This window comes from Tistrella mobilis (assembly GCF_039634785.1).
Classification (GTDB): domain Bacteria; phylum Pseudomonadota; class Alphaproteobacteria; order Tistrellales; family Tistrellaceae; genus Tistrella; species Tistrella mobilis.
The window spans coordinates 1-22403 of the sequence record NZ_JBBIAB010000007.1; the positions used below are offsets into that span (position 1 = coordinate 1).

Sequence of the window (22403 nt, forward strand, 5' to 3'; positions counted from 1 at the left end):
GATAGGGACGATCCAGACCGGCTTCCTCCGCCAGCATCCATCCTGTCTTGCGTTCGGCTCCCGACAGCAGCCCGTCTATGAACGCACCGCCAGACGCACGCGTCTCTGCGCGACCCAGGGCAGGCGCGAGATGTGCCTTTAAGTCATCAAGCGCCGTTTGCCACTTGATCAGCGTTCCTGACCACTCGGAAACCGTCATTGGCCCTGCCTCCCCATGCTGGAAGGCAGAGAATCACGGCTTTCCTAAAAACGCAACTGTAGTACTAGTAGGCGCCGCTATTCGGCGAAAATACCACCCGCACGGTCTGGAACAACAGCTTGAGGTCGAGAAGCGGTGTCCAGCTTTCCAGGTAAGTACGATTGAAGGCGATGCGCGAACCGTACTCGCTGTCGGTCCGGCCGTTGATCTGCCAGAGACCAGTGATGCCCGGGCGCAGCGAGGTATACTCCACAAGGTTGGCCCCCCAGCGGGAGGTCTCGTGCAGCGCCATCGGGCGCGGGCCCACAAGGCTCATATCGCCGCAGAGCACATTCCACAGCTGAGGCAGCTCGTCCAAGCTGGTCTTGCGCAGGATGCGGCCGATGCCGGTGATGCGCGGATCCTTGCGTAGCTTTTCGAACTGCTCCCACTCGGCGCGCGCCTCGGCGTCGCGGGCGAGCAGATCCTTGAGCAGCTTATCAGCATTCGGGACCATCGAGCGAAATTTGTAGCACTTGAACCGGTTGCCGCGATAACCGAGCCGCTCGTGACCGTAGAAGATCGGCCCCTTCGTGGTCGCGACACACAGCCCGAGGATCAGGAAAATCGGCGACAGCAGCAGCAGCAGCGTCGTGGCGCCGACGATATCGAATGCACGCTTAAAGATACGAGCCCCGGTCGTGGTCGCCGGAACCACGCCGCGATCAAGGCTTGCCTCGAACACGTGGCTGGTGTTGACATCCGTCATGATGCTTGCCCGCTTGACGTTATTATGCCCATCCGACCGCCGGACCGTACAACGCCTTCCATCGACGTCGCCCTTGAAGCGAAGACAGTCCGTGATCCCAATCGGGGCGGCCGTTTCCGGGAGCCTCATCCATCGTCGGATGCACCGCCCGGCCCGCACTGCATTGATTGCTTAACTTATACCGCGCATGTCCCTCATAGCCAACCCGGATTCCGCAGCGCACAAATCCCCTGAACGGGGGATCCGCGGAAGCCTGATCGACGGCCAGCGCTATCACGGCGACGGTAGCAGATTGTTAACCATACGCCTAGCAGGCTGTTGAAGAAGTGACGTGTTCGGCTTTGAGTGTGGCCTCGTCGCCATGGTGGTAGGCGAACTCGATTTCGAGGGTGCCGTCGTCCTGGAGTTGGGCGCAGCCGGAGCCGCGCACCTCGTCCATCTCGTCGAAGCCCTCCCAGGTGAAGAACACCAGGGTGCGACTGTACTCAAGGCCGAGGCCTGCCTGCATGGCACCGAAGGCGATCTCGCCGTGTCCGTCGGTCCGGATGACCATCATGGCGGGCTCGACGAGGTCCAGGTAGTCGTGGTCCCAGATGTCGGCCTCGACGATCCGCCAGCGGCCGATCAGCTGGCAGTCCATCGGTGCGCTCACGACGGCGCCTCCGCCAGCAGCCTGGGCAGCGGCACCACGTTGTAGGCTGCCGCCGCGAAGGTGAACGCCAGGTCGACCCGGTCCCGGCCGCGGAACCGGGTCTGGCGGAGCCCTGCTACCGTCTTGATCCAGCCGAACGCCTCTTCGATCCGTTTGCGGATGCGCTGGCTCGTGGCATAGCCGGGATGATGGGTGGTGCGCCGGTCGATCGCCGAGCGACGGTTGCTGGTGTTCTGCGCCAGGTGCGGGCGCACGTTCAGATCACGCAGTTCCATCACGAAGTCGCGGGCGTCATAGCCCTTGTCGGCGCCGAGCGTGACCGCGCGCGAGCACTCTCCCCACGGCTCGATCATCTCCAGCGCCGCCAGCCGCTCGGCGTGGCCGGATACCTTCGTGAGCCTGGTGTCGACGATCAGGCCCGAACGGTTCTCCATCAGGCCGTGGCCGATGTAGCACAGCCGCGCCTCCATCCCCGGCCCCTTGCGGTACAGCAACGCATCGGGATCGGTCGTCGAGGCATGCGTCTCGTTCGAGCGCTTCTGGCCCTTGAAGTCGACTTCGGCATTGCGCCCGCCGCCGGCACCGCCATCATCGTCATCCGACGGTGGCTCAGCACCATCCTTCGCCTTGAAGCTCTTCAGACTGGCCCAGGCCTGGATCAGCGTGCCATCGACCGAGAAGTGGTCGCTGGACAGCAGACGCTTCACCCGTGGCTGCGCCAGCACCGCATCCAGGAACCGCCTGGCGATCTCTCCTGCCAGCAGCCGGTCCCGGTTCTTCGAGAACGTCGAGTGGTCCCATACCGCATCGTCAACCCCGAGGCGGACGAACCAGCGGAACAGCAGATCGTACTCCAGCCGCTCCATCAACTGGCGCTCCGAGCGGATCGAGTAGCACGCCTGCAACAGCATCGCCCGTAGCAGCCGCTCCGGCGCGATCGAGGGGCGGCCCATCCGCGAGTACAGCGCCGCAAAGTCCCCGCCCAGCGCCTCCAGCGTCGCGTTCGCGATCTCCCGGATCACCCGAAGCGGATGGTCCCGCCGGACCCGTGCCTCCAGGTCGATATAGCTGAACAACTCGCCAGACTGCCGATGCCCGCCGCGCATCGATCCACCTCGACCACCGCACCCATCGAGTGAATCACGTCGGCAGCGGACCCTCAACCGACTTCTTCAACAGCCCGATATATAACCTGTACGCGATTATTACGCGAAAAATGAACGACTTACGGCATGGCTGCCATGCATTCTCCCACCTTGATGGCGGATTTCCCGTTGGAGAGGACCGCCCCGGGTGTTAATCATTGGGCCGGTTCGACCATCCGCATTTTCAGGGCCTGGAGCAACGACTTCGCATGCGCATTCTCGTCTTCGGCGGCGGAAGCCTGCTTGCCCGCGCCTTCACCGGGACAGCCACACCCGGCGGATCGGTCCGGATCGCCCGGCATGACGACATCGATGCCCCCGACCTGATGGACGGGATCGACGTCGTGGTGAATTTCGCCCGCCATCCCGATGACATGCGTCTGGCCCACGACCCGGAACGGGACGTCGATCTCCGCTTGGCCCGGCGCGTGGCCGGGACGCAGGCGCGCTATGTGATGCTCAGTTCCCGCAAGGTCTATGCCGCCGACGCACAGCAGAATGCGACCGAAGACGCCCCGCTGTCCGGGCTCGACGTCTATGGTCGCAACAAGGTTGCAGCAGAAGCGGCCCTGCGGGACCTGCTTCCCGGGAATCGGCTCACGGTGTTGCGCATCGGCAACGTCATCGGCCCGGAGCGCATTCCCGGACGCCGCAGCTTCATGGGGTTCATGCTGAACACGCTTGCCGACACGGGTGAAATCGTGTTCGACATGAGCCCGTTCGTCTCGCGCGACTTCGTGACGGTGGAGCATTTCGCGGCCCAGCTCGGCAGGATCGTCGAACTGGGCCTGACCGGCACGTACAATCTGTCCTCGGGAACCGGCATCATGTGTGGCGAGCTTGCCCTTGCCGTGATCCGCGGACATGGCAGGGGGCAACTGCGGATCATCGATCCGCGTCATGCCGACGCCTTCCGCCTGGACGTCTCGCGCCTCGTTCGTGAAACCGGCCTCAGACAGACGGCCGACGAGATCATCAGCTACTGCTACAATCTGGGAAGGGCTCTTGGATAATGCCGAAGATCGTCATCACCGGCGGCGCAGGCTTCATCGGGTCGCATATCACCGACCACATCTGCGAGCAGTTCCCAGATCATGACGTGGTCGTCTTCGACAAGATGACCTATGCGGCAGATTTCCGGAACATCCAGGAGCTGGCGACCAGCGAGCGCATCGAGCTTGTGGTCGGCGACATCTGCGATTTCGATCTGGCCTGCCGGGTGGTCGACGGCGCGGATTACGTGATCCATGCCGCAGCCGAAAGCCATGTCGACAATTCCTTCGGCAACTCGCTGCTCTTCACCATGACCAACGTCTACGGCACCCATGCGATGATGGAAGCCTGCCGGCGGATGGGCGTGAAGCGCATCGTTCACGTCTCCACCGACGAGGTCTATGGCGAGGTGCTGGACGGGGCCGCCGACGAGAGCACCGTGCTGAACCCGACCAACCCCTATTCGGCATCGAAGGCCGGCGCCGAGATGATCATCTCGGGCTATCTGCATTCGTACAAAATGCCGATCGTCACCGTGCGCGGGAACAACATCTACGGCATCCGTCAGTACCCCGAGAAGATCATCCCGCGCTTCTCGCTGCTGCTGGAATGTGGCAAGAAGCTGACGATCCACGGCACGGGCAACAACCGCCGGCACTTCCTGGCCGCGCAGGATTTCGCCGCCGCCATCGCCCTGCTGATGCGCAAGGGCGAGATCGGCGAGATCTACAATATCGGCTCGGAAGACGAGTTCGAGAACATCGTCGTCGCGCGCATGATTGCCGAGACCTTCGGCTACAAGCTGGACGACGTGGTCGATTTCGTGCCGGACCGGCCGTTCAACGACCGGCGCTATGCGATCAACAGCACCAAGATCCGCGAACTCGGCTGGGCGCCCAGGCGCAACCTGCTCGACGATCTGCCCACGGTGGTGCGGTGGTATCGCGACAATGCCCCCCGCTTCCGCCGGCTGATGACCACCTTCGAAAGCCATAGCGCCGATATCGACATCGATCTGCGCGCCATCACCCACGGCGCCTGATCCGGTACCGATCCGGGCCGTATGACGCCCGCCGGCATCCGGCGGGCGTTCTTTCGCCACCTTAATTACATGTATATTTTGTTTAATAATTGTTTATTACATTTCTAACAAAAAGAATCATCTTGATTCCACAGTTGTGCTGCCGCTTCATAGCAGCTGCACGCCAGGTGCCCGTACCGCGGACGGGATCCGGCCGATCTCTCAGATCCCATCCAGGCCGGGATGATCCTCCCGGCTGCACCGGAGCCGAATCCATGTCCCGAGGCCATGACACCCGGCCTGTATCCCGCCTGATGCGGTTTGCCGGCCTGCCGCTGATTGCGGCCCTCATCGCGGCGGCATCGCCGGTCGACGCGGTGCGTGCCGCCGATATCGAGCTGCTCAACGTCTCCTACGACCCCACGCGGGAGCTGTACAAAGAGGTCAACCGGGCCTTTGCCGCAAAATGGCGGGCGGAAACCGGCGACACCCTCACCATCCGCCAGAGCCATGGCGGATCGGGCAAACAGGCGCGCAGCGTGATCGACGGGTTGGAAGCGGATGTCGTGACCCTGGCGCTGGCCTATGACATCGATGCCATCGCCGACAATGGCGGCGCCCTTCGCCAGGACTGGCAGAGGGCCCTGCCCGACAATTCATCCCCCTACACCTCGACCATCGTGCTCCTGGTCCGCAAGGGCAATCCCAAGGGGATCAAGGACTGGGACGATCTGGTAAAGCCCGGCATCAAGGTCATCACCCCCAACCCCAAGACCTCGGGCGGGGCGCGCTGGAACTATCTCGCGGCCTGGGGCTATGCGCTCGATCAGGGCCGGGACGCGGCCGGCGCCCGCGACTTCGTGAAGGCGCTGTTCGCCAATGTGCCGGTGCTGGACAGCGGTGCCCGCGGGGCCACCACCACCTTCGTTCAGCGCGGCATCGGCGACGTTCTGCTGGCCTGGGAGAACGAGGCCCTGCTGGCGGTGAACGAGCTGGGCCCCGATGCCTTCGACATCGTCGTGCCCTCGCTCTCGATCCTGGCGGAACCGCCGGTGGCGGTGGTCGATCGCGTCGTCGACGCCCATGGCACCCGCAAGGTCGCCGAGGCCTATCTCAACTTCCTGTACACGCCCGAAGGACAGGAGCTGGCGGCACGGCATTTCTACCGCCCGCGCGATCCCGAGGTGGCGGCCCGCCATGCCGCCACTTTCCCCGAGGTGAGGCTGTTCACCATCGACGAGGTCTTCGGCGGCTGGCGCAAGGCCCAGGCCGAACATTTCGCCGATGGCGGCATCTTCGACCAGATCGTGGCGAAGAACTAGGCGTCATGCGTGCCGTCGCTGGCCGCAGCGTCCGCGCCGGTGCCGGGCCCCTGCCGGGGTTCGGGCCGGCGCTTGGCCTGACGCTGACCTGGTTGTCGCTGATCGTGCTGATCCCGCTTGCCGCCGTATTCGTCCGCGCCTCGGGTCTGGGGGTGGACGAGATCCTGGCCAAGGCCTTCTCGGACCGTGCCCTCGCCGCCTATCGGCTGAGCTTCGGCGGCGCGCTGATCGCGGCCGCCCTTTCCAGCATCGCCGGGCTGCTGATCGCCTGGGTGCTGGTGCGTTACAGCTTTCCCGGGCGGCGGCTGGCCGATGCGATGGTCGACCTGCCCTTCGCCCTGCCGACGGCGGTTGCCGGCATCGCGCTGACCGCGCTGACGGCGCCCAACGGGCTGATCGGCGCGCCGCTTGCGGCCTTTGGGATCCGGATCGCCTTTACGCCCACAGGCGTGATCCTGGCCATGGTGTTCATCGGCCTGCCCTTCGTGGTCCGCACCGTGCAACCGGTGCTGGAGGATCTGGATCGCGAGGTCGAAGAGGCCGCCGCCTCGCTCGGCGCCGGCCGCCGCCAGATCCTGTGGCGGGTGATCCTGCCTGCCCTGGCACCCGGCCTCTCCGCCGGTTTCGCCCTCGCCTTCGCGCGGGCGGTGGGGGAATACGGCTCGGTCATCTTCATCGCCGGCAACATGCCCGGGGTCAGCGAAATCGCGCCGCTGCTGATCGTGACCAGTCTGGAGCAGTACGACTATGCCGGCGCCTCGGCGATCGCCGCCGTGATGCTGATCGCCTCGTTCATCCTGCTGCTGATCGTCAACGGCCTGGATGCCCGCCGCCGCCGGGCCATGGAGGGATGAGCCGATGACCGATCGCCCCACCCCTCTCCGCCCCGCGCCGCCGCTCCTCTCGCCGCCGCTCCCCTCCGTGCCGCTGACCGAAAGCCGCCCCGTCCGCATCCTGGCGGTGGCGGCAGCCCTCCTGATCCTCGCGGTCTTTCTGGTTCTGCCGCTCTGCAGCGTTTTCGCCCAGGCACTGGCCAAGGGTACGGACGCCTTCCTGGAGGCGATCCGGGAGCCCGATGCCCTGGCGGCGATCCGGCTGACCCTGCTGGTCGCGGCGATCGCCGTGCCCGCCAATCTGATCTTCGGCATCGCCGCGGCCTGGGCGATCACCCGCTTCGACTTCCGCGGCCGCAACCTGCTGATCTCGCTGATCGACCTGCCCTTTTCGGTCTCGCCGGTGATTTCGGGCCTGGTCTGGGTGCTGCTGTTCGGCGCCCATGGCTGGTTCGGGCCCTGGCTTGCGGCGCACGGGATCAAGATCGTGTTCGCAGTGCCGGGGCTGGTGCTGGCGACGATCTTCGTCACCTTCCCCTTCGTCGCCCGCGAACTGATCCCGCTGATGCTGGCCCAGGGGCGCGACGAGGAAGAGGCGGCGCTGACCCTGGGCGCCGGCTGGTTCACCATCATGCGCCGGGTGACCCTGCCCAATGTCCGCAACGGCCTGCTGGCCGGCATCCTGCTGTGCAATGCCCGGGCGATGGGTGAATTCGGCGCGGTCTCGGTGGTCTCGGGCCATATCCGCGGCCTGACCAACACCATGCCCCTGCATATCGAGATCCTCTACAACGAATACGACTATGTGGGCGCCTTCGCCGTGGCGTCGCTGCTGGCCCTGCTGGCGCTGGTCACGCTGGTGGTGAAGACCCTGCTGGAACGCGGCCATCGCCGGACCGGTGCCCACTGACCGCGGGGGCCCTGCCAACCCGATATTCCGTGCCCCCGCCGGCCCGTCCGGCGGGGGTTTTTCACGCCCGCCCGGGCTGTCGTTCCCCGGCGTATCCGCGACAATTTATGTTGCTAGATGATAATTAGCTTAATATCTTTCTCCGATCCGGTGCGCGGATAACCATCTGACGCGACGGCTTAAAAAAATGAGGGAGGAAACAGATGAAACGTCTTGCCGGGCCGTTTCTGGTAGCAGCCTGCACGCTTGCGGCGGCTCTGCCCGCCGCAGCCGAGACCCGTCTGATCCATGCCGAACCCGGGCCGAACCGCGGCGTGCGTGCCGAGGCCACCGAATGGTGGATCGGCGAGGCCGCGCGCCGCAGCGGCGGCGAGCTGGCCTTCGACATCCATTGGGGCGGGGCGCTGTTCGGCGCCAATGCCGCGCTGACCTCGATCTCCAACGGGGTGGCGGATAGCGGGCTGATCGTCGGGTCCTATCTCGAATCCGAATTCCCCGAGCTGTATATGGGCGACCTGCCGCTGTCGGAGCGCGACCCCTGGGTCACCATGCATGCGATGAACGAGATCCTGTCGTCCCATCCCGCCGTTCAGACGGCGCTGGCGGACAAGAACCTGGCCTATCTCGGCATCTATGCGACCTCGCCGCTGCAGATCGGCTGCCGCAACGACGCGCTGACCACGGTCGACGACGTCAAGGGCATGAAGATGCGCTATGGCGGCGTCTACGGGCCGGTCTTCTCGGCGCTGGGCGGCAACATGGTCGAGATGTCGATCTACGACACCTTCCAGGGCATGGAGACCGGGCTGATCGACTGCACGCCCACCTATGCCTATTTCGCGGTCGCGACGAAGCTGGACGAAATGCTCGACAGCCTGACCCCGATCAAGCTCAGCCCGGCGAGCAGCGTCGCCACCTTCATGAACCGCGACGTGTTCGAGGATCTGTCGTCCGAGCATCGCAAGGTGCTGGAGGGGCTGCGCGCCGAGGTGATCGACCACTTCGCCGAGCGGCTGAGCAAGGCCGATGCCGATGCGATCAAAAAAATGACCACCCGCGAAAAGCCGGTGGTCATCCACAATCTCAGCGCCGAAGACGACGCCCGGATCCTGGAGGCCGCCCAGCCGGTGATCACGCAGTGGAAGGCATCCGCCACCGCCAAAGGCTTCGATGCCGAGGCGCTGCTGGCCGAGTACAAGCGGCTGCTCGACAAATGGGCGAAGATCCGCGACACGCAGGGCTATCCCTGGGAGCGCGGCTGAGACCGGCGCCCGGCGCCCCGGGGGAGCATGGCGCTTCCCCGGGCGACGGGCGGCCGGCCCGGCGCGGAGGCCCCACGGATGATGACCCGCATTGAAACCCTGATGAACACGATCGCCACGCTTTCGGTCGTGGCGCTCTGTCTGCTGATCACCGCCAATGTCGCCGGCCGGATCTTCTTCGGCGCCGGCGTGCCCGACGCCATGGTGCTGGTGCGCGAGCTGATGGTGCCGGCAATCCTCTTTCCCCTCGCCTCGGCCACTGCCGCCCGCGCCCATGTCGCGATCGAGGTGGTGGCCCAGTTCTTCCCTCCGGCGCTGGCGCGCTGGATGGCGGTGCTGGCAGCACTCGTCGGGCTGGTGATCGTGCTGCCGCTGCTCTGGGCGGGCTGGCGCGAATTCACCGATGCCTTCGGCAGCGGCGCGCTGTTCACCGGCGATCTGGGCCTGCCGAAATGGCCGGGACGGGCGCTGTTCGTGATCGCGCTCGCCATGTTCGCGCTGCGCCTGGTGCATGTGGCGGCGATCGATCTGGCCGCCGCCCTGCGCGGCCGCGACACGCCCCGCACCGACCCGCAGGGGAGCTGAGCCGATGGAGCTTTGGATCTATGGCATCATCGCCTTCGGCGTGATGCTCTCTCTGCTTGCCCTGCGCGTGCCGATCTCGTTCGCGCTGGGCGGCGTCGCGGTGACCGCGATCTTCCTGCTGTTCGCCTGGCGGACCGGCAGCTTCATGCCTGAACGCGCGATCCGCGCCACCCTGTCGCTGATTTTCGCCAGCACCTACGATCTGGTGCACAGCTACGACCTGTCGATGATCCCGCTGTTCATCGCGCTGGGTCACGTCGCCCACAAGGCGGGGATCACCACCGAAATCTACGAAACCGCCAGGGTCTGGCTGGTGCGCCTGCCGGGCGGTGTCGCCATCGCCTCGGTCGCCGGCTGCGGCGGGTTCTCGGCCATCTCGGGCTCGTCGATCGCCTGCGCTTCGACCATGGGGCGGATCTGCACGCCCGAAATGCTGCGCCTGAACTATGATCCGCGCCTGGCCACCGCCAGCGTGGCGGCGGGCGGCACGCTGGGCTCGCTGATCCCGCCCTCGGTGCTGTTCATCATCTACGGCATCTTCACCGAAACCTCGATCAATCAGCTGTTCCTGGCGGGCATCCTGCCCGGGCTGCTGTCGATGGCGGGCTATGCGGCCGCGATCATGATCTGGGTGCGGCGGGATCCGTCGATCGCCCCGGTACCGGCCGAGACCATCCCGCTTCGCGAGAAGCTGGTGGCCGCCGCCCGGTCCTGGCCGGCGGTGGTGATGTTCGCCATCGTGGTCGGCGGCATCTATGGCGGCATCTTCACCGCCACCGAGGCCGCTGCCCTCACCCTGCTCTTCGCCACCCTGGTCGGGTTGGGGCGCGGCCGGATGCGGCTGGCCGACATCGTGCCCACCATGCGCGAGACCGCGAAGACCACCGCCGCGATCTTCTTCATCGCCGCCTGCGCCAAGACCTTCGTCGCCTTCATCTCGCTGACCGGCCTGTCCAACCAGATGGTCACCGCGGTGGGCGCCGCCGAGTTCGGCCCCTGGGCCTTTCTGGCGGCGGTGGTGGTGATCTATCTGGTGCTCGGCATGTTTCTCGACCCCGTGGGCATCATGGTGCTGACCCTGCCGCTGATGATCCCGATGGTCGAAAGCTACGGCATGGATCTGATCTGGTTCGGCGTGGTGATCGTGAAGCTGCTGGAAATCGGCCTGATCACGCCGCCGGTCGGCCTCAACGTCTTCGTGCTCGCGGCCGTGATCGAGGACAAGGTGCAGATCGGGCGGATCTTCGCCGGCATCACCCGCTTCCTGGCCATGGATCTGGTGGTTCTGGCCCTGCTGATCGCCATCCCCTCGATCTCGCTGATCGTCCCGCTGACCATGCGCTGATCCCCCGCAACGAAGAAGGGCCGCTCCCCATGGCCGGGAGCGGCCCTTCTTTTTTGCGCCCTTCGCGGACCCTCAGGCGCCGGGGAACAGCGGCGGCAGCTTGCGGGTGAAGCGGTCCAGCGCCTCCAGATGATAGGCACTGGTCAGGCAGTCGGCCTGGGCCCGGGCCTCGGCCGCAAGCAGGGCCTCGCCGTCCAGATCGAAGGCCCGGCCCGTCACCTGTTTGGTCCAGCGCACCGCAAGCGGCGAGGCGAGCGCCAGGGCCTCGGCCATGGCGATCGCCCGCTCTTCCAGGGCGTCCGGTGCCGTCACCTCCATGACGATGCCCCAGGCTTCGGCCTCGCGCGCGCCGACCTCGCGGCCGGTCAGGAACATCATCCGGGCGCGCTGCACCCCCGCCATCCGCGGCAGGGTGCAGAACAGGTTGAAATCGGGCACGGCACCCAGCTTGCAGAACGAGGCACAGAACCGCGCCTCTTCCGAGGCGAGCACGATGTCGGCAGTCAGCGCCAGGCCGAACCCCGCCCCATAGGCGACGCCGTTCACCGCCGAGATCACCGGCACCGGCAGATCCCTCAGCCGGCGCAGCCAGCCATGCAGCACCTCGAACCGTCCGGCGATGCTCTCGGGGCTCTCGCCCGCACCGCCGGCCGCCCGATGGCGGGCGAGCATGCCTTTCAGATCACCGCCGGAGCTGAACGCGGCCCCCGTGCCGGTCAGCACCACCGCCCTCAATTCCGGATCGGCCTCCAGCCCGGCCACCGCATCGGCAAGGGCGGTCTTCATGGCATCGGTCAGGGCGTTGCGGGTGGCCTGATCCTGCATGCGCAGGATCGCGACCGCCCCCCTGCGCTCGATCGCGAGCGGCTCGGTCATGCCTCCTCCTTCAGCGCCAGGGCTCGGGCGCGCAACAGGGTCTTGTCGATCTTGTTGGTGGGCGACAGCGGCAGCGGCTCGCGGAAGATGTCGATGCTGCGCGGCGACTTGAAGTCGGCGATCTGGCTGCGGCACCAGGCGATCAGCTCCGCCGCATCGGCCTCGGCGCCCTCGTGCAGGGCCACGGCCGCATGCACCCGTTCGCCCCACAGCTCGTCCGGCAGGCCGAAGACGGCGCATTGGGCCACGGCCGGATGGCGCGACAGGCAGTTCTCGGTCTCGATCGGATAGACGTTCTCGCCGCCCGAGATGATCATCTCCTTGGTGCGGCCGGCAAGGAACAGATAGCCGTCTTCATCCAGATAGCCGGCATCGCCGGTGTGGTAGAAACCGTTCCGGATGGCGCGCGCGGTCTCGTCGGGGCGGTTCCAGTAGCCGGTCATGACCTGGGGGCCGCGGATGATGATCTCGCCCACCTCCCCCACCGGCAGCTGCCGGCCATCGGCATCGACGATGCGCAGATCGCCGTAATGGATCGGCCGGCCCACCGAGCCCAGCTTGTCGAAGAAGCGGCTGCCCGGCACATGATCCTTCCAGGTCAGCACCGACAGCACCGGCGAGGCCTCGGTCATGCCATAGCCCTGGCAGAAGGTGACGCCCGGCACCTTTTCGATCGCGCGTTCCATCAACCTGACCGGCATCGGCGCCGCGCCATAGGTGAAGCAGCGGATCGACGAGAAGTCGAACCGGTCGAATTCGGGGTGGTCCAGGATCATCCGCAGCATGGTCGGCACCAGGGTGACCGTGCTGACCCGGCAGTCCTGGATCAGCTGCATGGTCTCGTCCACCCGGAAGCGCGGCTGGACGACCATGCCGGCGCCGAAGACCAGGGCGGTGAAAACCCGCGAGCCGGTGCCCAGGTGGAAGAGCGGACCTGAGAGCAGCAGCACGTCCTCGGACGAGAACTCGTAGAGCGGCCCGGTCCCGGCGGCATTGGCGAAAAGGTTCAGATGCGACAGCATCACCCCCTTCGGCACGCCGGTGGTGCCCGAGGTGTAATAGAGGATCAGCGTGTCGCCGTCGCAGGAGGCGAGATGGTCGAAGCGATCCTCGGCGACCGGCGGGCCGGCGGCGATCAGCGCATCGTAAGACAGCGTGCCGGGCGGCAGGGCCGGATGGCTGCCGTCCCAGTCGGCGAAGATCAGCCGGTCGAGCGCCGGACAGGCCGCCATCAGCCGGGCGCCGGTTTCGGCCATATGGCGGTCGACGATCAGGATCTTCGGCGTGCAGTCGGCGATCAGCCCCACCAGTTCGGGGAACCCCAGCCGGTGGTTCAGCGGCACCGGAATGGCGCCGATCACCGAGGGCGAGAGATAGGTCTCGACCAGCCAGTGGGAATTCCAGCCCAGAAAGGCGACGCGGTCGCCGGGGCCGACGCCGAAGCCGTGCAGCACCGATGCCATGCGGTGCACACGATCATTCGTCTGGCTCCAGGTGAAATCGCGGCCTTCGAAATGCAGGGCGCGGCGATCGGGGGCTGCGGCCGCGTATTTGCGCAGCAGGTCGGGGATGCGGATCATTCCGACCTCCCCACCAGGGCGCGGCCGATGATCTCGCGCATGATCTCGCCCGTGCCGCCGGCGATGCGGCCGACGCGGGAATCGGCCCAGGCGCGGGCGATCGGATATTCCCACATATAGCCGTAGCCGCCATGCATCTGCATGCAGACGTCGAGGCACTGGAACAGGGTTTCGGAACTGACCATCTTGGCGAGCGCGGCATCGACCGCGTCCAGCTCACCTTTCAGATGCATCTCAAGGCAGCGGTCGACGAAGACCCGCATCACCACCGCCTGGGCCTTGACCTCGGCCAGCTTGAAGCGGGTGTTCTGGAACTGGGCGATCGGCCGGCCGAAGGCCTTGCGGTCGGTGGTGTGGGCGACCGTCCAGTCGAGCGCCGCCTCCAGCGCCGCCGCGGCCCGGACCGCCTGAAGCAGGCGTTCCTGCGGCAACTGCTCCATCAGCTGCACGAAGCCGCGGCCTTCGCGGCCCAGCAGATTGCCGGCCGGCACGCGCACATCCTCGAAGAACAGCTCGGCCGTGTCCTGGGCCTTCCAGCCGACCTTGTCGAGCAGCCGGCCCTTGGTGAAGCCCGGCCGGTCGGCCTCGACCAGAATCAGGCTGACGCCCCTGGCACCGGCCGAAGGGTCGGTCTTGCAGGCCAGCACGATCAGATCGCAATTGCCGCCATTGGTGATGAACACCTTCTGGCCGTTGATCACCCAGTCGTCGCCGTCGCGCACCGCCGTGGTGCGGATGCCCTGAAGGTCGGATCCGGCGGCGGGCTCGGTCATGCCCACGGCGCCGATCGCCTCCCCGCGGGCCATGCGCGGCAGCCAGTGCCGCTTCAGCTCTTCCGAGCCGTAATGAAGGATGTAGGGGGCGACGATGTCGGAATGCAGCGAGAAACCTGGCCCCATCGCCCCCGCCCGCGCCAGTTCCTCCATCACCACCATCGAGAACAGGAAGTCGGCACCGGCACCGCCATAGACCTCGGGCATGGCGGCACAGAGCAGCCCCGCCTCCCCCGCCTTCCTCCAGGCGTCGCGGTCGACGGCACCGGCCTTCTCCCAGGCGGCGTGGTTGGGGGTGATCTCCCGCTCGACGAATCGGCGCACCTGTTCGCGGAAAAGCTCGTGCTCCTCCGTGAAAATCTGTCTGGTGAACATCCCAGACGTCCTCCCTGGCGGTTTTTTCTCCGGCGGTCGTGTCTGCCTGCCGGGCAAGGTCGAGGTTAGGCAGCTTGAAAATCATAATCAAGCATATTATAAACCAGCTAACGGAATGCTGAAAACGGCCGTATTCCGCGGAAAAACCAGACAGTCAGGGAAGAAACGCATGCTCGAAGGTAAATCCGTCGTCGTCACCGGCGCCGGTCGCGGCATCGGCCGCGACATCGCCCTTCTGCTCGCCGCCAAGGGGGCCAGAGTGGTGGTCAACGACCTCGGCGGCTCGGACAAGGGCGATGGGGCCGACGATGCGCCGGCGCGCGAGGTGGTGCGCGAGATCGAGGCCGCAGGCGGCGAAGCGGTCGCCGATTTCGGCGACGTCTCGCAGCTGGAAGACGCCGAGGCGATGATCGAGACCGCGGTCCGCCAGTTCGGCCGGATCGACGGCGTGGTCAACAATGCCGGCATTCTGCGCGACATGATCTTCCACAAGATGACCCCCGAAGCCTGGCAGGCGGTCATCTCGGTGCATCTGAACGGATCGTTCAACACCTCCTATGCCGCCGCCCGCCATTTCCGCGAGCAGGGCTCGGGCCGTTTCGTGCACTTCACCTCGACCTCGGGGCTGATCGGCAATTACGGCCAGGCGAATTACGCCGCCGCCAAGCTCGGCATCGTCGGCCTGTCGCGGTCGATCGCGCTCGACATGGCGCGGTTCGGCGTCACCTCGAACTGCATCGCCCCCTTCGCCTGGAGCCGGCTGATCGGCACCATCCCGGTGACCAACGAGGCCGAGATGGCACGGGTGCAGCGGATCAAGGAAATGACGCCGAACAAGATCGCGCCCCTGGTCGCGGCCCTGCTCTCGGACCAGTCGGCCGACGTCACCGGCCAGATCTTCACCGTGCGCAACAACGAGATCTTCCTGATGAGCCAGCCGCGCCCGGTGCGCTCGGCCCATCGCTCGGAAGGCTGGACGGCCGAGACCGTGCTCTCGCACGCGCTGCCGGCCATGCGCGCCGGTTTCACCCCGCTCGAACGTTCGGGCGACGTCTTCTCGTGGGATCCGGTCTGAGCCCCGGCCCAATCTGAGCTTCCGCCCCTCCCGATCCAACCCGGTCTGCAACATCGGGGGCCGGTCGCTTGCCGCCCCCGCCGCTGCGCCATAGATTGGGGACCGCTCCTCTCAGAAAGCCCTCTGCCGGAATGACACGCATGTCGAAGGCCCGCGCCAAAGCAGACAAGGACAACCCCGTTTTCCAGGACATCGCACGTTTTCGTGCGCTGATCTTCGACCGGCTGCTGAAGCCGCATGATCTGACCATGTCCCAGGGCTGGGTTCTGGTACATCTGCTGCGCGAGAACGGGCTCAGCCAGTCGGAGCTCGCCAACCGGCTGGAGATTGCGACCGTCACCACCGGCAAGCTGATCGACCGGCTGGAAGAACGCGGCTTCGTGGAGCGCCGCCCCCATCCCGAGGATCGCCGGGCGAAGCTGGTCTTCGCCACCGACCTCGCCAAACCGGCGGTCAAGTTCCTGACCCGCTGCATCGGCGAGGTCGACAAGATCGCCTTCGCAGGCATGAGCGACGAGGACGTCGCCTTCATGCGCGACCGCCTGGATCTCGTGCGCGAGAACCTGCTGAAGGCGTGCAACCGGGGCTGAACCGGCCCTCTCGCACGGGTATCACACATGACCGAGACTGATCCGGGCGCGCCCCCTCTTGCGGGGCTGCGCGTGGTCGAGTTCGCCGGTATCGGGCCCGGCCCCTTCGCGGGCATGATGCTCGCCGACATGGGGGCCGAGGTGCTCAGGGTCGAGCGGGCGGGCGACATGCGGCCGGGGGCCGCCACCGACGTGCTCGCCCGCGGGCGCCGCTCCGTCGCCCTCGACCTCAAGACCGATGCCGGCCGCACGGCGGCCCTTGCCCTCATCGACCGTGCGGATGCGGTGATGGAGGGCTACCGCCCCGGGGTGATGGAACGTCTGGGCCTGGGGCCCGATGTCTGCCGGGCCCGCAATCCCCGGCTGGTTTATGGCCGGATGACCGGCTGGGGCCAGACCGGCCCTGCCGCGGCCGCCGCGGGCCACGACCTCAACTACATAGCACTCTCGGGCGCGCTCTGGGCGATGGGCGATGCCGACCGGCCGCCGCCGGTGCCGCTCAACATCGTCGGCGATTTCGGCGGCGGCGGCATGCTGCTGGCCTTCGGCATGGTGACGGCCCTGCTGAAAGCCGCCCGCACCGGCCGGGGCGACGTGGTCGATGCGGCGATCTGCGACGGCACCGCCGCGCTGATGGCGATGACCTTTTCGATGCGCGCCGCCGGCCTCTGGTCGGACCGGCGCGCCGACAACAAGCTGGATGGCGGCGCCCCCTGGTACGGCGTCTATCGCTGCGCCGATGACGGCTGGATCACCATCGGCGCGCTGGAGCCCAAATTCTGGGCCCTGCTGCTGGACCGGCTGGGCCTCGATCCCGCCGGGCTCGGCGATCGCGACCGGCGCGAGGACTGGCCGCGGATGCGCCGCATCCTGGCCGAGACCTTCGCAAGCCGGCCCCGCGCCCATTGGCAGGCGCTGCTTGAGAACACCGATGTCTGCTTCGCGCCGGTGCTCTCGCCCATGGAAGCACCGGACCACCCCCACAACCGTGCCCGCGGCATCTTCGTCACCCGCGACGGCGTGGTCCAGCCCGCGCCGGCCCCGCGCTTCGCCGAGGCCCGCACCCCCCTGCCCGCCCCGCCGCCGGTGCCGGGGGCGGATACCGCAACCGCCCTTGCCGACTGGGGCCTGGATCCGGCCCTGCTGGCACAGCTGGGCCTGCCCGACGCCGGCTGATGCGGCCAGCCCGCCGCCGGCGGCTTGCGCCGGCATGATGAGCTTGCTCAAATTGAGCCTGATAAGACGGATCAACCGTCCGGGAGGAAATGATGATCGATCACGACCGCCTGCTCGCGCGGGCGTTCCCGCCGGTCGAACAGGTCTATGACCATCGCGACAGCATTCTCTATGCCCTGGGTCTGGGTATCGGCAGCGACCCGCTGGACCCGGCGGCGCTGGGCGTCACCTATGAACGCGCCCCGGATTTCGCCGCCCTGCCGACCATGGTCGTGGTTCTGGGCTCGTCCGGGTTCTGGGCGATGGAGCCCGATACCGGCATCACCTGGCAGCAGCTGCTGCATGGCGAACAGGCGATCACCCTGCATGCGCCGCTGCCGCCGGCCGGCCGGCTGACCGGCCGCACCCGGATCACCGGCATCGTCGACAAGGGGCCGGGGCGGGGCGCGCTGATCTATTCCGAGCGCAGCCTGACCGATACCGCCACGGGCCGGCTGATCGCCACCATCGAGGTCACGAGCTTCGCCCGTGCCGATGGCGGCTTCGGCGGCCCGGCCGGACCGGTCAAGACCCCCCAACCCACGCCGGAGCGGGCACCCGATGGCGTGCACGAACACGCCACCCTGCCGCAATCGGCCCTGATCTACCGGCTGTCGGGCGATCCCAACCCGCTGCATGCCGACCCGGCCGTGGCACAGGGGGCCGGGTTCGACCGGCCGATCCTGCACGGGCTGTGCAGCTATGGCGTCGCCGGCTGGTCGATCCTGCAGGCGACCGGCGGCGGCGATCCGGCCCGGCTGACCGCGCTGTCGGCCCGGTTCTCGTCCCCGGTTTTCCCGGGCGAGACGCTCCGCACCGAGATCTGGCGCGAAGGACCAGGAGATTACGCCTTCCGCACCCGCGTGCCCGCCCGCGACATCACCGTACTCAGCCACGGCCGCGCCCGCCTTACCGAATCTGTCCCTCTTGCCCCATCTGGCCGCCCGACCGAAGGATCCACGCGATGAGCCTCGCCGACCGCCCTCTGCCAAAGCCCATGCCCGAAACCCGGCATTATTGGGAAGGCGCCCGCGAAGGCCGGCTGGTCCTTCAGTCCTGCCAGGCCTGCACCACCGCCTATTTCCCCCCGCGGCCCTTCTGCCCGCACTGCGGATCCCGCGAGGTGAAGACCTTCGACGCCAGCGGCCGCGGCCGGCTGTACAGCTTCATCATCAACCACCTGCCGGCCCCCGGCTATGACGGGCCGTTCATCGTGGCGGCGGTGGAGCTGGAGGAAGGGCCGCGGATGATGGCCAACATCGTCGACTGCCCGGCCGATCCGGCCGCGCTCACCATCGACATGCCGCTCGAGGTGACCTTCGAACGGCGTACCGACGAGATCACCGTGCCCCAGTTCCGGCCCGTTCGGGGAGACGCCCGATGACCCGCGCCCGCATCGCCATCGTCGGTGCCGCCGAGACCACCCGCCTCGGCAAGATCCCCGAACTCAGCCAGACCGGGCTGCATGCCGATGCCGCGCTCAACGCGCTGGCCGATTGCGGCCTCACCCTCCGCGATGTCGACGGCATCGCCACCGCCGGCCATGACGCGGCCGAAATCGCCCAGTATCTGGGCATCACCCCCACCTGGCTCGACGGTACCTCGGTCGGCGGCTGCAGCTTCATCGCCCATGTCCGCCATGCCGCGGCCGCGATCGAAGCGGGGCTGTGCCGCACCGTGCTGATCACCCATGGTGAAAGCGGTCGCAGCGGCCATCGCGGCCACCGGCCGATCTTTCCGGCCATGCAGCAGCAGGAATTCGAAACCCCCTATGGCGTCACCCTGCCGCCGACCCGCTTCACCCTGCCGGTTGCGCGCAAGATGGCGAAGGACGGGCTGACGGAAGAACAGCTGGCGGCGGTGGCGGTGGCCCAGCGGGACTGGGCGTCGAAACACCCCCGCGCCGGCTTCCGCGATCCGATCGGCATCGACGACGTGCTCGGCAGCCGGATGATCGCCTGGCCCTTCCGCCTGCTGATGTGCTGCCTGGTTTCTGACGGCGGCGGTGCGCTGGTGCTGACATCGGCCGAGCGGGCGAAGGATTTTCCGACGAAGCCGGTCTATCTGCGCGGGACAGGCGGTGAAAGTGCCGAGGGGCCGATGGTCTCGCAGATGGAAGATTTCACCTCATCGCGCGCCTTCCGCACCTCGGGCGGGCTGGCATTCGAAAGCGCCGGCATCACCCATGCCGATGTCGACCATCTGATGATCTACGACGCCTTCGCCCATCTGCCGATCTACGGTCTGGAAGATCTGGGCTTCGTCGGCCGCGGCGAGGGCGGCGCCTTTATAGCCGAGGGCCATACCCGCCCGGGCGGCAGGCTGCCGATGAACACCAATGGCGGCGGGTTGAGCTACGCCCATTCGGGCATGTACGGCATGTTCGCCCTGCAGGAAGGCGTGCGCCAGGTCCGCGGCACCTCGCCCGCCCAGGCCGGCGAGGTGAAGGTCTCGGTCGTCCACGGCGTGGGCGGCATGTTCTCGGCCGCGGCAACCGCCGTGCTGACCTCGGAGGCGCAGTGGTGAGCGGGGATTTCGACGGCCGCACGGTGGTGGTCTCAGGGGGAACCAGCGGCATCAATCTGGGCATCGCCCGTCATTTCGCCGCGGAAGGGGCGCGGGTCTTCGTGTTCTCGCGCAGCGCCGACAAGGTCCGCACGGCGGTGGCGGAACTCACCGGCGCCGGCGCCGAGGCCCAGGGCATCGCTGCCGATGTCCGCAATGCGGCGGCGGTCGAGGCGGCGCTCTCCGCCGCGGCCGACCGCTTCGGGCCGATCGACGTGCTGGTCTCGGGCGCTGCGGGCAATTTCGTCGCCCGCGCCGCCGATATCAGCTCCAACGGCTTCCGGGCGGTGCTGGAGATCGACCTGCTGGGCACCCATCACGTGATGCGGGCGGCCTGGCCGCATCTGAGGAAGCCGGGGGCCGTGGTCATCAACGTCTCGGCCGCACAGGCGAGCGTTGCCATGATCGGCCAGGCCCATGTCTGCGCCGCCAAGGCCGGGGTCGACATGATCACCCGGACACTGGCGCTGGAATGGGGCCCGGCGGGGGTGCGGGTGAATTCGGTGGTCCCGGGGCCGATCGCCGATACCGAGGGCGTGCGCCGGCTGATGCCCGACGCGGAAAGCGCACGCGCCAAGATGGACGCCATCCCGCTTCGGCGCATGGGCACCACACGGGATGTCGCCGAGCTTTGCGGCTTCCTCGCCTCAGACCGCGCCTCGTGGATCACCGGCGCGGTGATCCCGGTGGATGGCGGGGCGATCCTGAACCCGATGCCCGGCCGGCTTGCCGACGTCGTCGGGGTCTGATCTGATCTGAACTCAACTGACAAGACCAGGGAAACGCCATCATGCCTCAGCCACAGTTGATTCCGCCCGAGATTCCGGGCGAAGCCTTCATCGGCTTTGCCCGTCGTCTGGCAACCAATGCCGCCCGCTTCCCGGGCGCACCGGCGGTGATCGACGAAAACCGCCGCCTCGACTGGGGCAGTTTCGCAGAACTGGTCGCCCGCATTGCCGGCGGGCTGAGGATGCACGGCATCGGCCGTGGCGACATGGTGGCAACTCTCGCCTCGAACTCGGTTGAACATATCGCGGTCTATTGCGCGATCATCCACGCCGGCGCCTGCGTGGTGCCGCTGCCCTGGAGCGCCACCGAGGCGGCGCTGCAACTGATGCTCAAGGATTGCGGCGCCCGCATCCTGTTCGCCTCGGCCGCCCATGCCGACACGGCCCGCAAGCTTGGTGCCGAAGAGCTGGTGATGGTCGAGACGCTGGAAAACTGGATCAGCTGGGCCCGCCCCATCCCGCCGGTCGACGTGCAGCCCACCGCTCTGATCAACATGATCTATTCCTCGGGCACGACCGGCGCGCCCAAGGGCATCGTGCACGACCAGCGCTTCCGGGCGCGCCAGGCCGGGCGGGTCGCGCAGTATGGCGTGAGGCCGGGCGCGCGGTCGCTGATCTCGACGCCGCTCTATTCCAACACCACGCTGTTCCTGGCCCTGCCGACCCTCGCGAGCGGGGCCACTCTGATCTCGATGAGCAGGTTCGATACGACGCGCTTCCTGGAGGTCGCCCAGGTCGAACATGTGACCCATGCCGTGCTGGTGCCGGTGCAATACACGCGGCTGATGGACACGCCCGGCTTCGATGCGGCCAATCTTTCTGCTTTCATCTGCAAATTCTCCACCTCGGCGCCGCTGCCGGCCGCGATGAAGGCGCAGGTGATGGCACGCTGGCCCGGCAATCTGATCGAGCTCTATGGCATGACCGAAGGCGGGGTGTCGGTGATGCTCGACTGCGCGGCCCATCCCGACAAGCTCGACACCGTCGGCCGTCCCTCCCCCGGTGCCGATATCCGGATCATCGACGAGGACGGCAACGAGCTGCCGCCGGGGGCCTTCGGCGAGATCGTCGGCCGCTCCGGCGCGATGATGCAGCGCTATCACAACCAGCCAGAGAAAACCGCCGAGATCATCTGGCGGAGCCCGGAGGGGCTGGATTTCATACGCTCGGGCGATATGGGCCGTTTCGACGCCGACGGCTTCCTGCAGCTGCTGGACCGCAAGAAGGACATGATCATCTCGGGCGGTTTCAACATCTATGCGACCGACCTGGAAGCGGCGCTGCGCAGCCACCCGGCCGTGGCCGATGTGGCGGTGATCGGCGTGCCGAGCGATGCCTGGGGGGAAACCCCGCTCGGCCTGGTGGTGCTGCGGCCGGGCCACGATGCCACGCCCCAGGCGCTATGCGACCACGCGAATGCGCAGCTGGGCAAGACCCAGCGGCTGTCGGCGGTGGAACTGCGCGACAGCCTGCCGCGCAGCGAGATCGGCAAGGTGCTGAAGCGGGAACTGCGCGCGCCCTATTGGGCGAAGGCGACTGCCTGAACGCAGA

22 protein-coding genes and 1 pseudogene are annotated in these 22403 nt (G+C 67.1%); 16 read left to right on the forward strand and 7 right to left on the reverse strand.

The annotated features are described in order from the left end of the window. The 4 genes and pseudogenes from WI697_RS11560 to WI697_RS11575 form a co-directional block, all read right to left on the reverse strand. Positions 1-199 (reverse strand): annotated as a pseudogene (locus WI697_RS11560) (IS701 family transposase); the annotation flags it as partial. A gap of 64 nt (positions 200-263) precedes the next feature. Continuing rightward, positions 264-947, reverse strand: a complete 684-nt coding sequence (locus tag WI697_RS11565; RefSeq protein ID WP_345958566.1) for a sugar transferase — start codon at positions 945-947, stop codon at positions 264-266. Between the two features lie 307 nt (positions 948-1254). Continuing rightward, a complete protein-coding gene (locus WI697_RS11570; protein WP_345958567.1) occupies positions 1255-1599 on the reverse strand; it encodes a hypothetical protein in 345 nt (114 codons plus the stop codon). Next, complete coding sequence (locus tag WI697_RS11575) at positions 1596-2705, reverse strand: IS5 family transposase (protein ID WP_345958568.1); 1110 nt, start codon at positions 2703-2705, stop codon at positions 1596-1598. Before WI697_RS11575 ends, WI697_RS11570 begins: the two co-directional genes overlap by 4 nt. Positions 2706-2902: 197 nt before the next feature. Here WI697_RS11575 and WI697_RS11580 point away from each other — a divergent pair, with 197 nt between their 5' ends. From WI697_RS11580 to WI697_RS11615, 8 genes are all read left to right on the forward strand, one after another. Further along, positions 2903-3757: an NAD-dependent epimerase/dehydratase family protein gene (locus WI697_RS11580; RefSeq protein ID WP_296708113.1), complete on the forward strand. Its 855-nt coding sequence runs from the start codon at positions 2903-2905 to the stop codon at positions 3755-3757. After that, entirely contained in the window at positions 3757-4779 is a 1023-nt protein-coding gene (locus tag WI697_RS11585; protein ID WP_062769425.1) for a dTDP-glucose 4,6-dehydratase, read from the forward strand. Before WI697_RS11580 ends, WI697_RS11585 begins: the two co-directional genes overlap by 1 nt. 254 nt (positions 4780-5033) lie before the next feature. Next, the gene (locus tag WI697_RS11590) at positions 5034-6080 is read left to right on the forward strand and encodes a sulfate ABC transporter substrate-binding protein (protein WP_385997593.1); all 1047 of its coding nucleotides are present in this window, start codon (positions 5034-5036) and stop codon (positions 6078-6080) included. Positions 6081-6085: 5 nt separating this feature from the next. Continuing rightward, positions 6086-6934 carry a sulfate ABC transporter permease subunit CysT gene (gene cysT, locus WI697_RS11595; RefSeq protein ID WP_345958569.1) on the forward strand — a complete coding sequence of 283 codons (849 nt, stop codon included), beginning with the start codon at positions 6086-6088 and terminating at the stop codon, positions 6932-6934. A 4-nt stretch (positions 6935-6938) separates the two neighbouring features. After that, a complete protein-coding gene (gene cysW, locus WI697_RS11600) occupies positions 6939-7823 on the forward strand; it encodes a sulfate ABC transporter permease subunit CysW (RefSeq protein WP_345958570.1) in 885 nt (294 codons plus the stop codon). A gap of 203 nt (positions 7824-8026) precedes the next feature. After that, the gene (locus tag WI697_RS11605; protein ID WP_345958571.1) at positions 8027-9085 is read left to right on the forward strand and encodes a C4-dicarboxylate TRAP transporter substrate-binding protein; all 1059 of its coding nucleotides are present in this window, start codon (positions 8027-8029) and stop codon (positions 9083-9085) included. Between the two features lie 78 nt (positions 9086-9163). Continuing rightward, entirely contained in the window at positions 9164-9670 is a 507-nt protein-coding gene (locus tag WI697_RS11610; protein ID WP_345958572.1) for a TRAP transporter small permease, read from the forward strand. Positions 9671-9674: 4 nt separating this feature from the next. Continuing rightward, a complete protein-coding gene (locus WI697_RS11615) occupies positions 9675-11015 on the forward strand; it encodes a TRAP transporter large permease (RefSeq protein ID WP_345958573.1) in 1341 nt (446 codons plus the stop codon). A 72-nt stretch (positions 11016-11087) separates the two neighbouring features. On the opposite strand, the gene WI697_RS11620 is transcribed toward WI697_RS11615, so the two are convergent. The 3 genes from WI697_RS11620 to WI697_RS11630 are packed head-to-tail and all read right to left on the reverse strand — an operon-like array spanning position 11088 to position 14619. Beyond that, positions 11088-11891, reverse strand: a complete 804-nt coding sequence (locus WI697_RS11620; protein ID WP_345958574.1) for an enoyl-CoA hydratase/isomerase family protein — start codon at positions 11889-11891, stop codon at positions 11088-11090. Further along, positions 11888-13471, reverse strand: a complete 1584-nt coding sequence (locus WI697_RS11625) for a class I adenylate-forming enzyme family protein (protein WP_345958575.1) — start codon at positions 13469-13471, stop codon at positions 11888-11890. The genes WI697_RS11620 and WI697_RS11625 overlap by 4 nt, the downstream gene beginning before the upstream one ends. Then, on the reverse strand, positions 13468-14619 hold the full coding sequence (locus WI697_RS11630) for an acyl-CoA dehydrogenase family protein (protein WP_345958576.1): 1152 nt from the start codon (positions 14617-14619) through the stop codon (positions 13468-13470). The genes WI697_RS11625 and WI697_RS11630 overlap by 4 nt, the downstream gene beginning before the upstream one ends. 169 nt (positions 14620-14788) lie before the next feature. On the opposite strand from WI697_RS11630, the gene WI697_RS11635 reads away from it, so the two are divergent. From WI697_RS11635 to WI697_RS11670, 8 genes are all read left to right on the forward strand, one after another. Continuing rightward, complete coding sequence (locus WI697_RS11635) at positions 14789-15694, forward strand: SDR family NAD(P)-dependent oxidoreductase (protein ID WP_197465290.1); 906 nt, start codon at positions 14789-14791, stop codon at positions 15692-15694. A gap of 140 nt (positions 15695-15834) precedes the next feature. Then, positions 15835-16284 (forward strand): MarR family winged helix-turn-helix transcriptional regulator, encoded by a 450-nt coding sequence (locus WI697_RS11640; RefSeq protein WP_014744214.1) that lies wholly within the window; start codon positions 15835-15837, stop codon positions 16282-16284. 27 nt (positions 16285-16311) lie between these two features. Continuing rightward, the gene (locus WI697_RS11645; RefSeq protein ID WP_345958577.1) at positions 16312-17460 is read left to right on the forward strand and encodes a CaiB/BaiF CoA transferase family protein; all 1149 of its coding nucleotides are present in this window, start codon (positions 16312-16314) and stop codon (positions 17458-17460) included. A gap of 89 nt (positions 17461-17549) precedes the next feature. Continuing rightward, the gene (locus WI697_RS11650) at positions 17550-18467 is read left to right on the forward strand and encodes a MaoC/PaaZ C-terminal domain-containing protein (protein ID WP_345958578.1); all 918 of its coding nucleotides are present in this window, start codon (positions 17550-17552) and stop codon (positions 18465-18467) included. Further along, positions 18464-18883: a Zn-ribbon domain-containing OB-fold protein gene (locus tag WI697_RS11655; protein ID WP_062769390.1), complete on the forward strand. Its 420-nt coding sequence runs from the start codon at positions 18464-18466 to the stop codon at positions 18881-18883. The genes WI697_RS11650 and WI697_RS11655 overlap by 4 nt, the downstream gene beginning before the upstream one ends. Beyond that, positions 18880-20025 (forward strand): thiolase C-terminal domain-containing protein, encoded by a 1146-nt coding sequence (locus WI697_RS11660; RefSeq protein WP_345958579.1) that lies wholly within the window; start codon positions 18880-18882, stop codon positions 20023-20025. The genes WI697_RS11655 and WI697_RS11660 overlap by 4 nt, the downstream gene beginning before the upstream one ends. Continuing rightward, positions 20022-20813, forward strand: coding sequence for an SDR family oxidoreductase (locus WI697_RS11665; RefSeq protein WP_345958580.1), 792 nt, complete (start codon positions 20022-20024; stop codon positions 20811-20813). The genes WI697_RS11660 and WI697_RS11665 overlap by 4 nt, the downstream gene beginning before the upstream one ends. Positions 20814-20854: 41 nt before the next feature. Next, positions 20855-22396, forward strand: a complete 1542-nt coding sequence (locus WI697_RS11670) for a class I adenylate-forming enzyme family protein (protein ID WP_345958581.1) — start codon at positions 20855-20857, stop codon at positions 22394-22396. Positions 22397-22403 lie beyond the last annotated feature (7 nt).

Excerpts from the sequence above, each read along its gene's own strand:
- cysW (WP_345958570.1), top strand. The coding sequence starts at position 6,939 with ATGACCGATCGCCCCACCCCTCTCCGCCCCGCGCCGCCGCTCCTCTCG.
- WI697_RS11660 (WP_345958579.1), top strand. The coding sequence starts at position 18,880 with ATGACCCGCGCCCGCATCGCCATCGTCGGTGCCGCCGAGACCACCCGC.
- WI697_RS11630 (WP_345958576.1), bottom strand. The coding sequence starts at position 14,619 with ATGTTCACCAGACAGATTTTCACGGAGGAGCACGAGCTTTTCCGCGAA.
- WI697_RS11565 (WP_345958566.1), bottom strand. The coding sequence starts at position 947 with ATGACGGATGTCAACACCAGCCACGTGTTCGAGGCAAGCCTTGATCGC.
- WI697_RS11620 (WP_345958574.1), bottom strand. The coding sequence starts at position 11,891 with ATGACCGAGCCGCTCGCGATCGAGCGCAGGGGGGCGGTCGCGATCCTG.
- WI697_RS11635 (WP_197465290.1), top strand. The coding sequence starts at position 14,789 with ATGCTCGAAGGTAAATCCGTCGTCGTCACCGGCGCCGGTCGCGGCATC.
- WI697_RS11655 (WP_062769390.1), top strand. The coding sequence starts at position 18,464 with ATGAGCCTCGCCGACCGCCCTCTGCCAAAGCCCATGCCCGAAACCCGG.
- WI697_RS11670 (WP_345958581.1), top strand. The coding sequence starts at position 20,855 with ATGCCTCAGCCACAGTTGATTCCGCCCGAGATTCCGGGCGAAGCCTTC.
- WI697_RS11645 (WP_345958577.1), top strand. The coding sequence starts at position 16,312 with ATGACCGAGACTGATCCGGGCGCGCCCCCTCTTGCGGGGCTGCGCGTG.
- WI697_RS11605 (WP_345958571.1), top strand. The coding sequence starts at position 8,027 with ATGAAACGTCTTGCCGGGCCGTTTCTGGTAGCAGCCTGCACGCTTGCG.
- cysT (WP_345958569.1), top strand. The coding sequence starts at position 6,086 with ATGCGTGCCGTCGCTGGCCGCAGCGTCCGCGCCGGTGCCGGGCCCCTG.
- WI697_RS11575 (WP_345958568.1), bottom strand. The coding sequence starts at position 2,705 with ATGCGCGGCGGGCATCGGCAGTCTGGCGAGTTGTTCAGCTATATCGAC.
- WI697_RS11590 (WP_385997593.1), top strand. The coding sequence starts at position 5,034 with ATGTCCCGAGGCCATGACACCCGGCCTGTATCCCGCCTGATGCGGTTT.
- WI697_RS11640 (WP_014744214.1), top strand. The coding sequence starts at position 15,835 with ATGTCGAAGGCCCGCGCCAAAGCAGACAAGGACAACCCCGTTTTCCAG.
- WI697_RS11585 (WP_062769425.1), top strand. The coding sequence starts at position 3,757 with ATGCCGAAGATCGTCATCACCGGCGGCGCAGGCTTCATCGGGTCGCAT.
- WI697_RS11650 (WP_345958578.1), top strand. The coding sequence starts at position 17,550 with ATGATGATCGATCACGACCGCCTGCTCGCGCGGGCGTTCCCGCCGGTC.
- WI697_RS11625 (WP_345958575.1), bottom strand. The coding sequence starts at position 13,471 with ATGATCCGCATCCCCGACCTGCTGCGCAAATACGCGGCCGCAGCCCCC.
- WI697_RS11610 (WP_345958572.1), top strand. The coding sequence starts at position 9,164 with ATGATGACCCGCATTGAAACCCTGATGAACACGATCGCCACGCTTTCG.
- WI697_RS11615 (WP_345958573.1), top strand. The coding sequence starts at position 9,675 with ATGGAGCTTTGGATCTATGGCATCATCGCCTTCGGCGTGATGCTCTCT.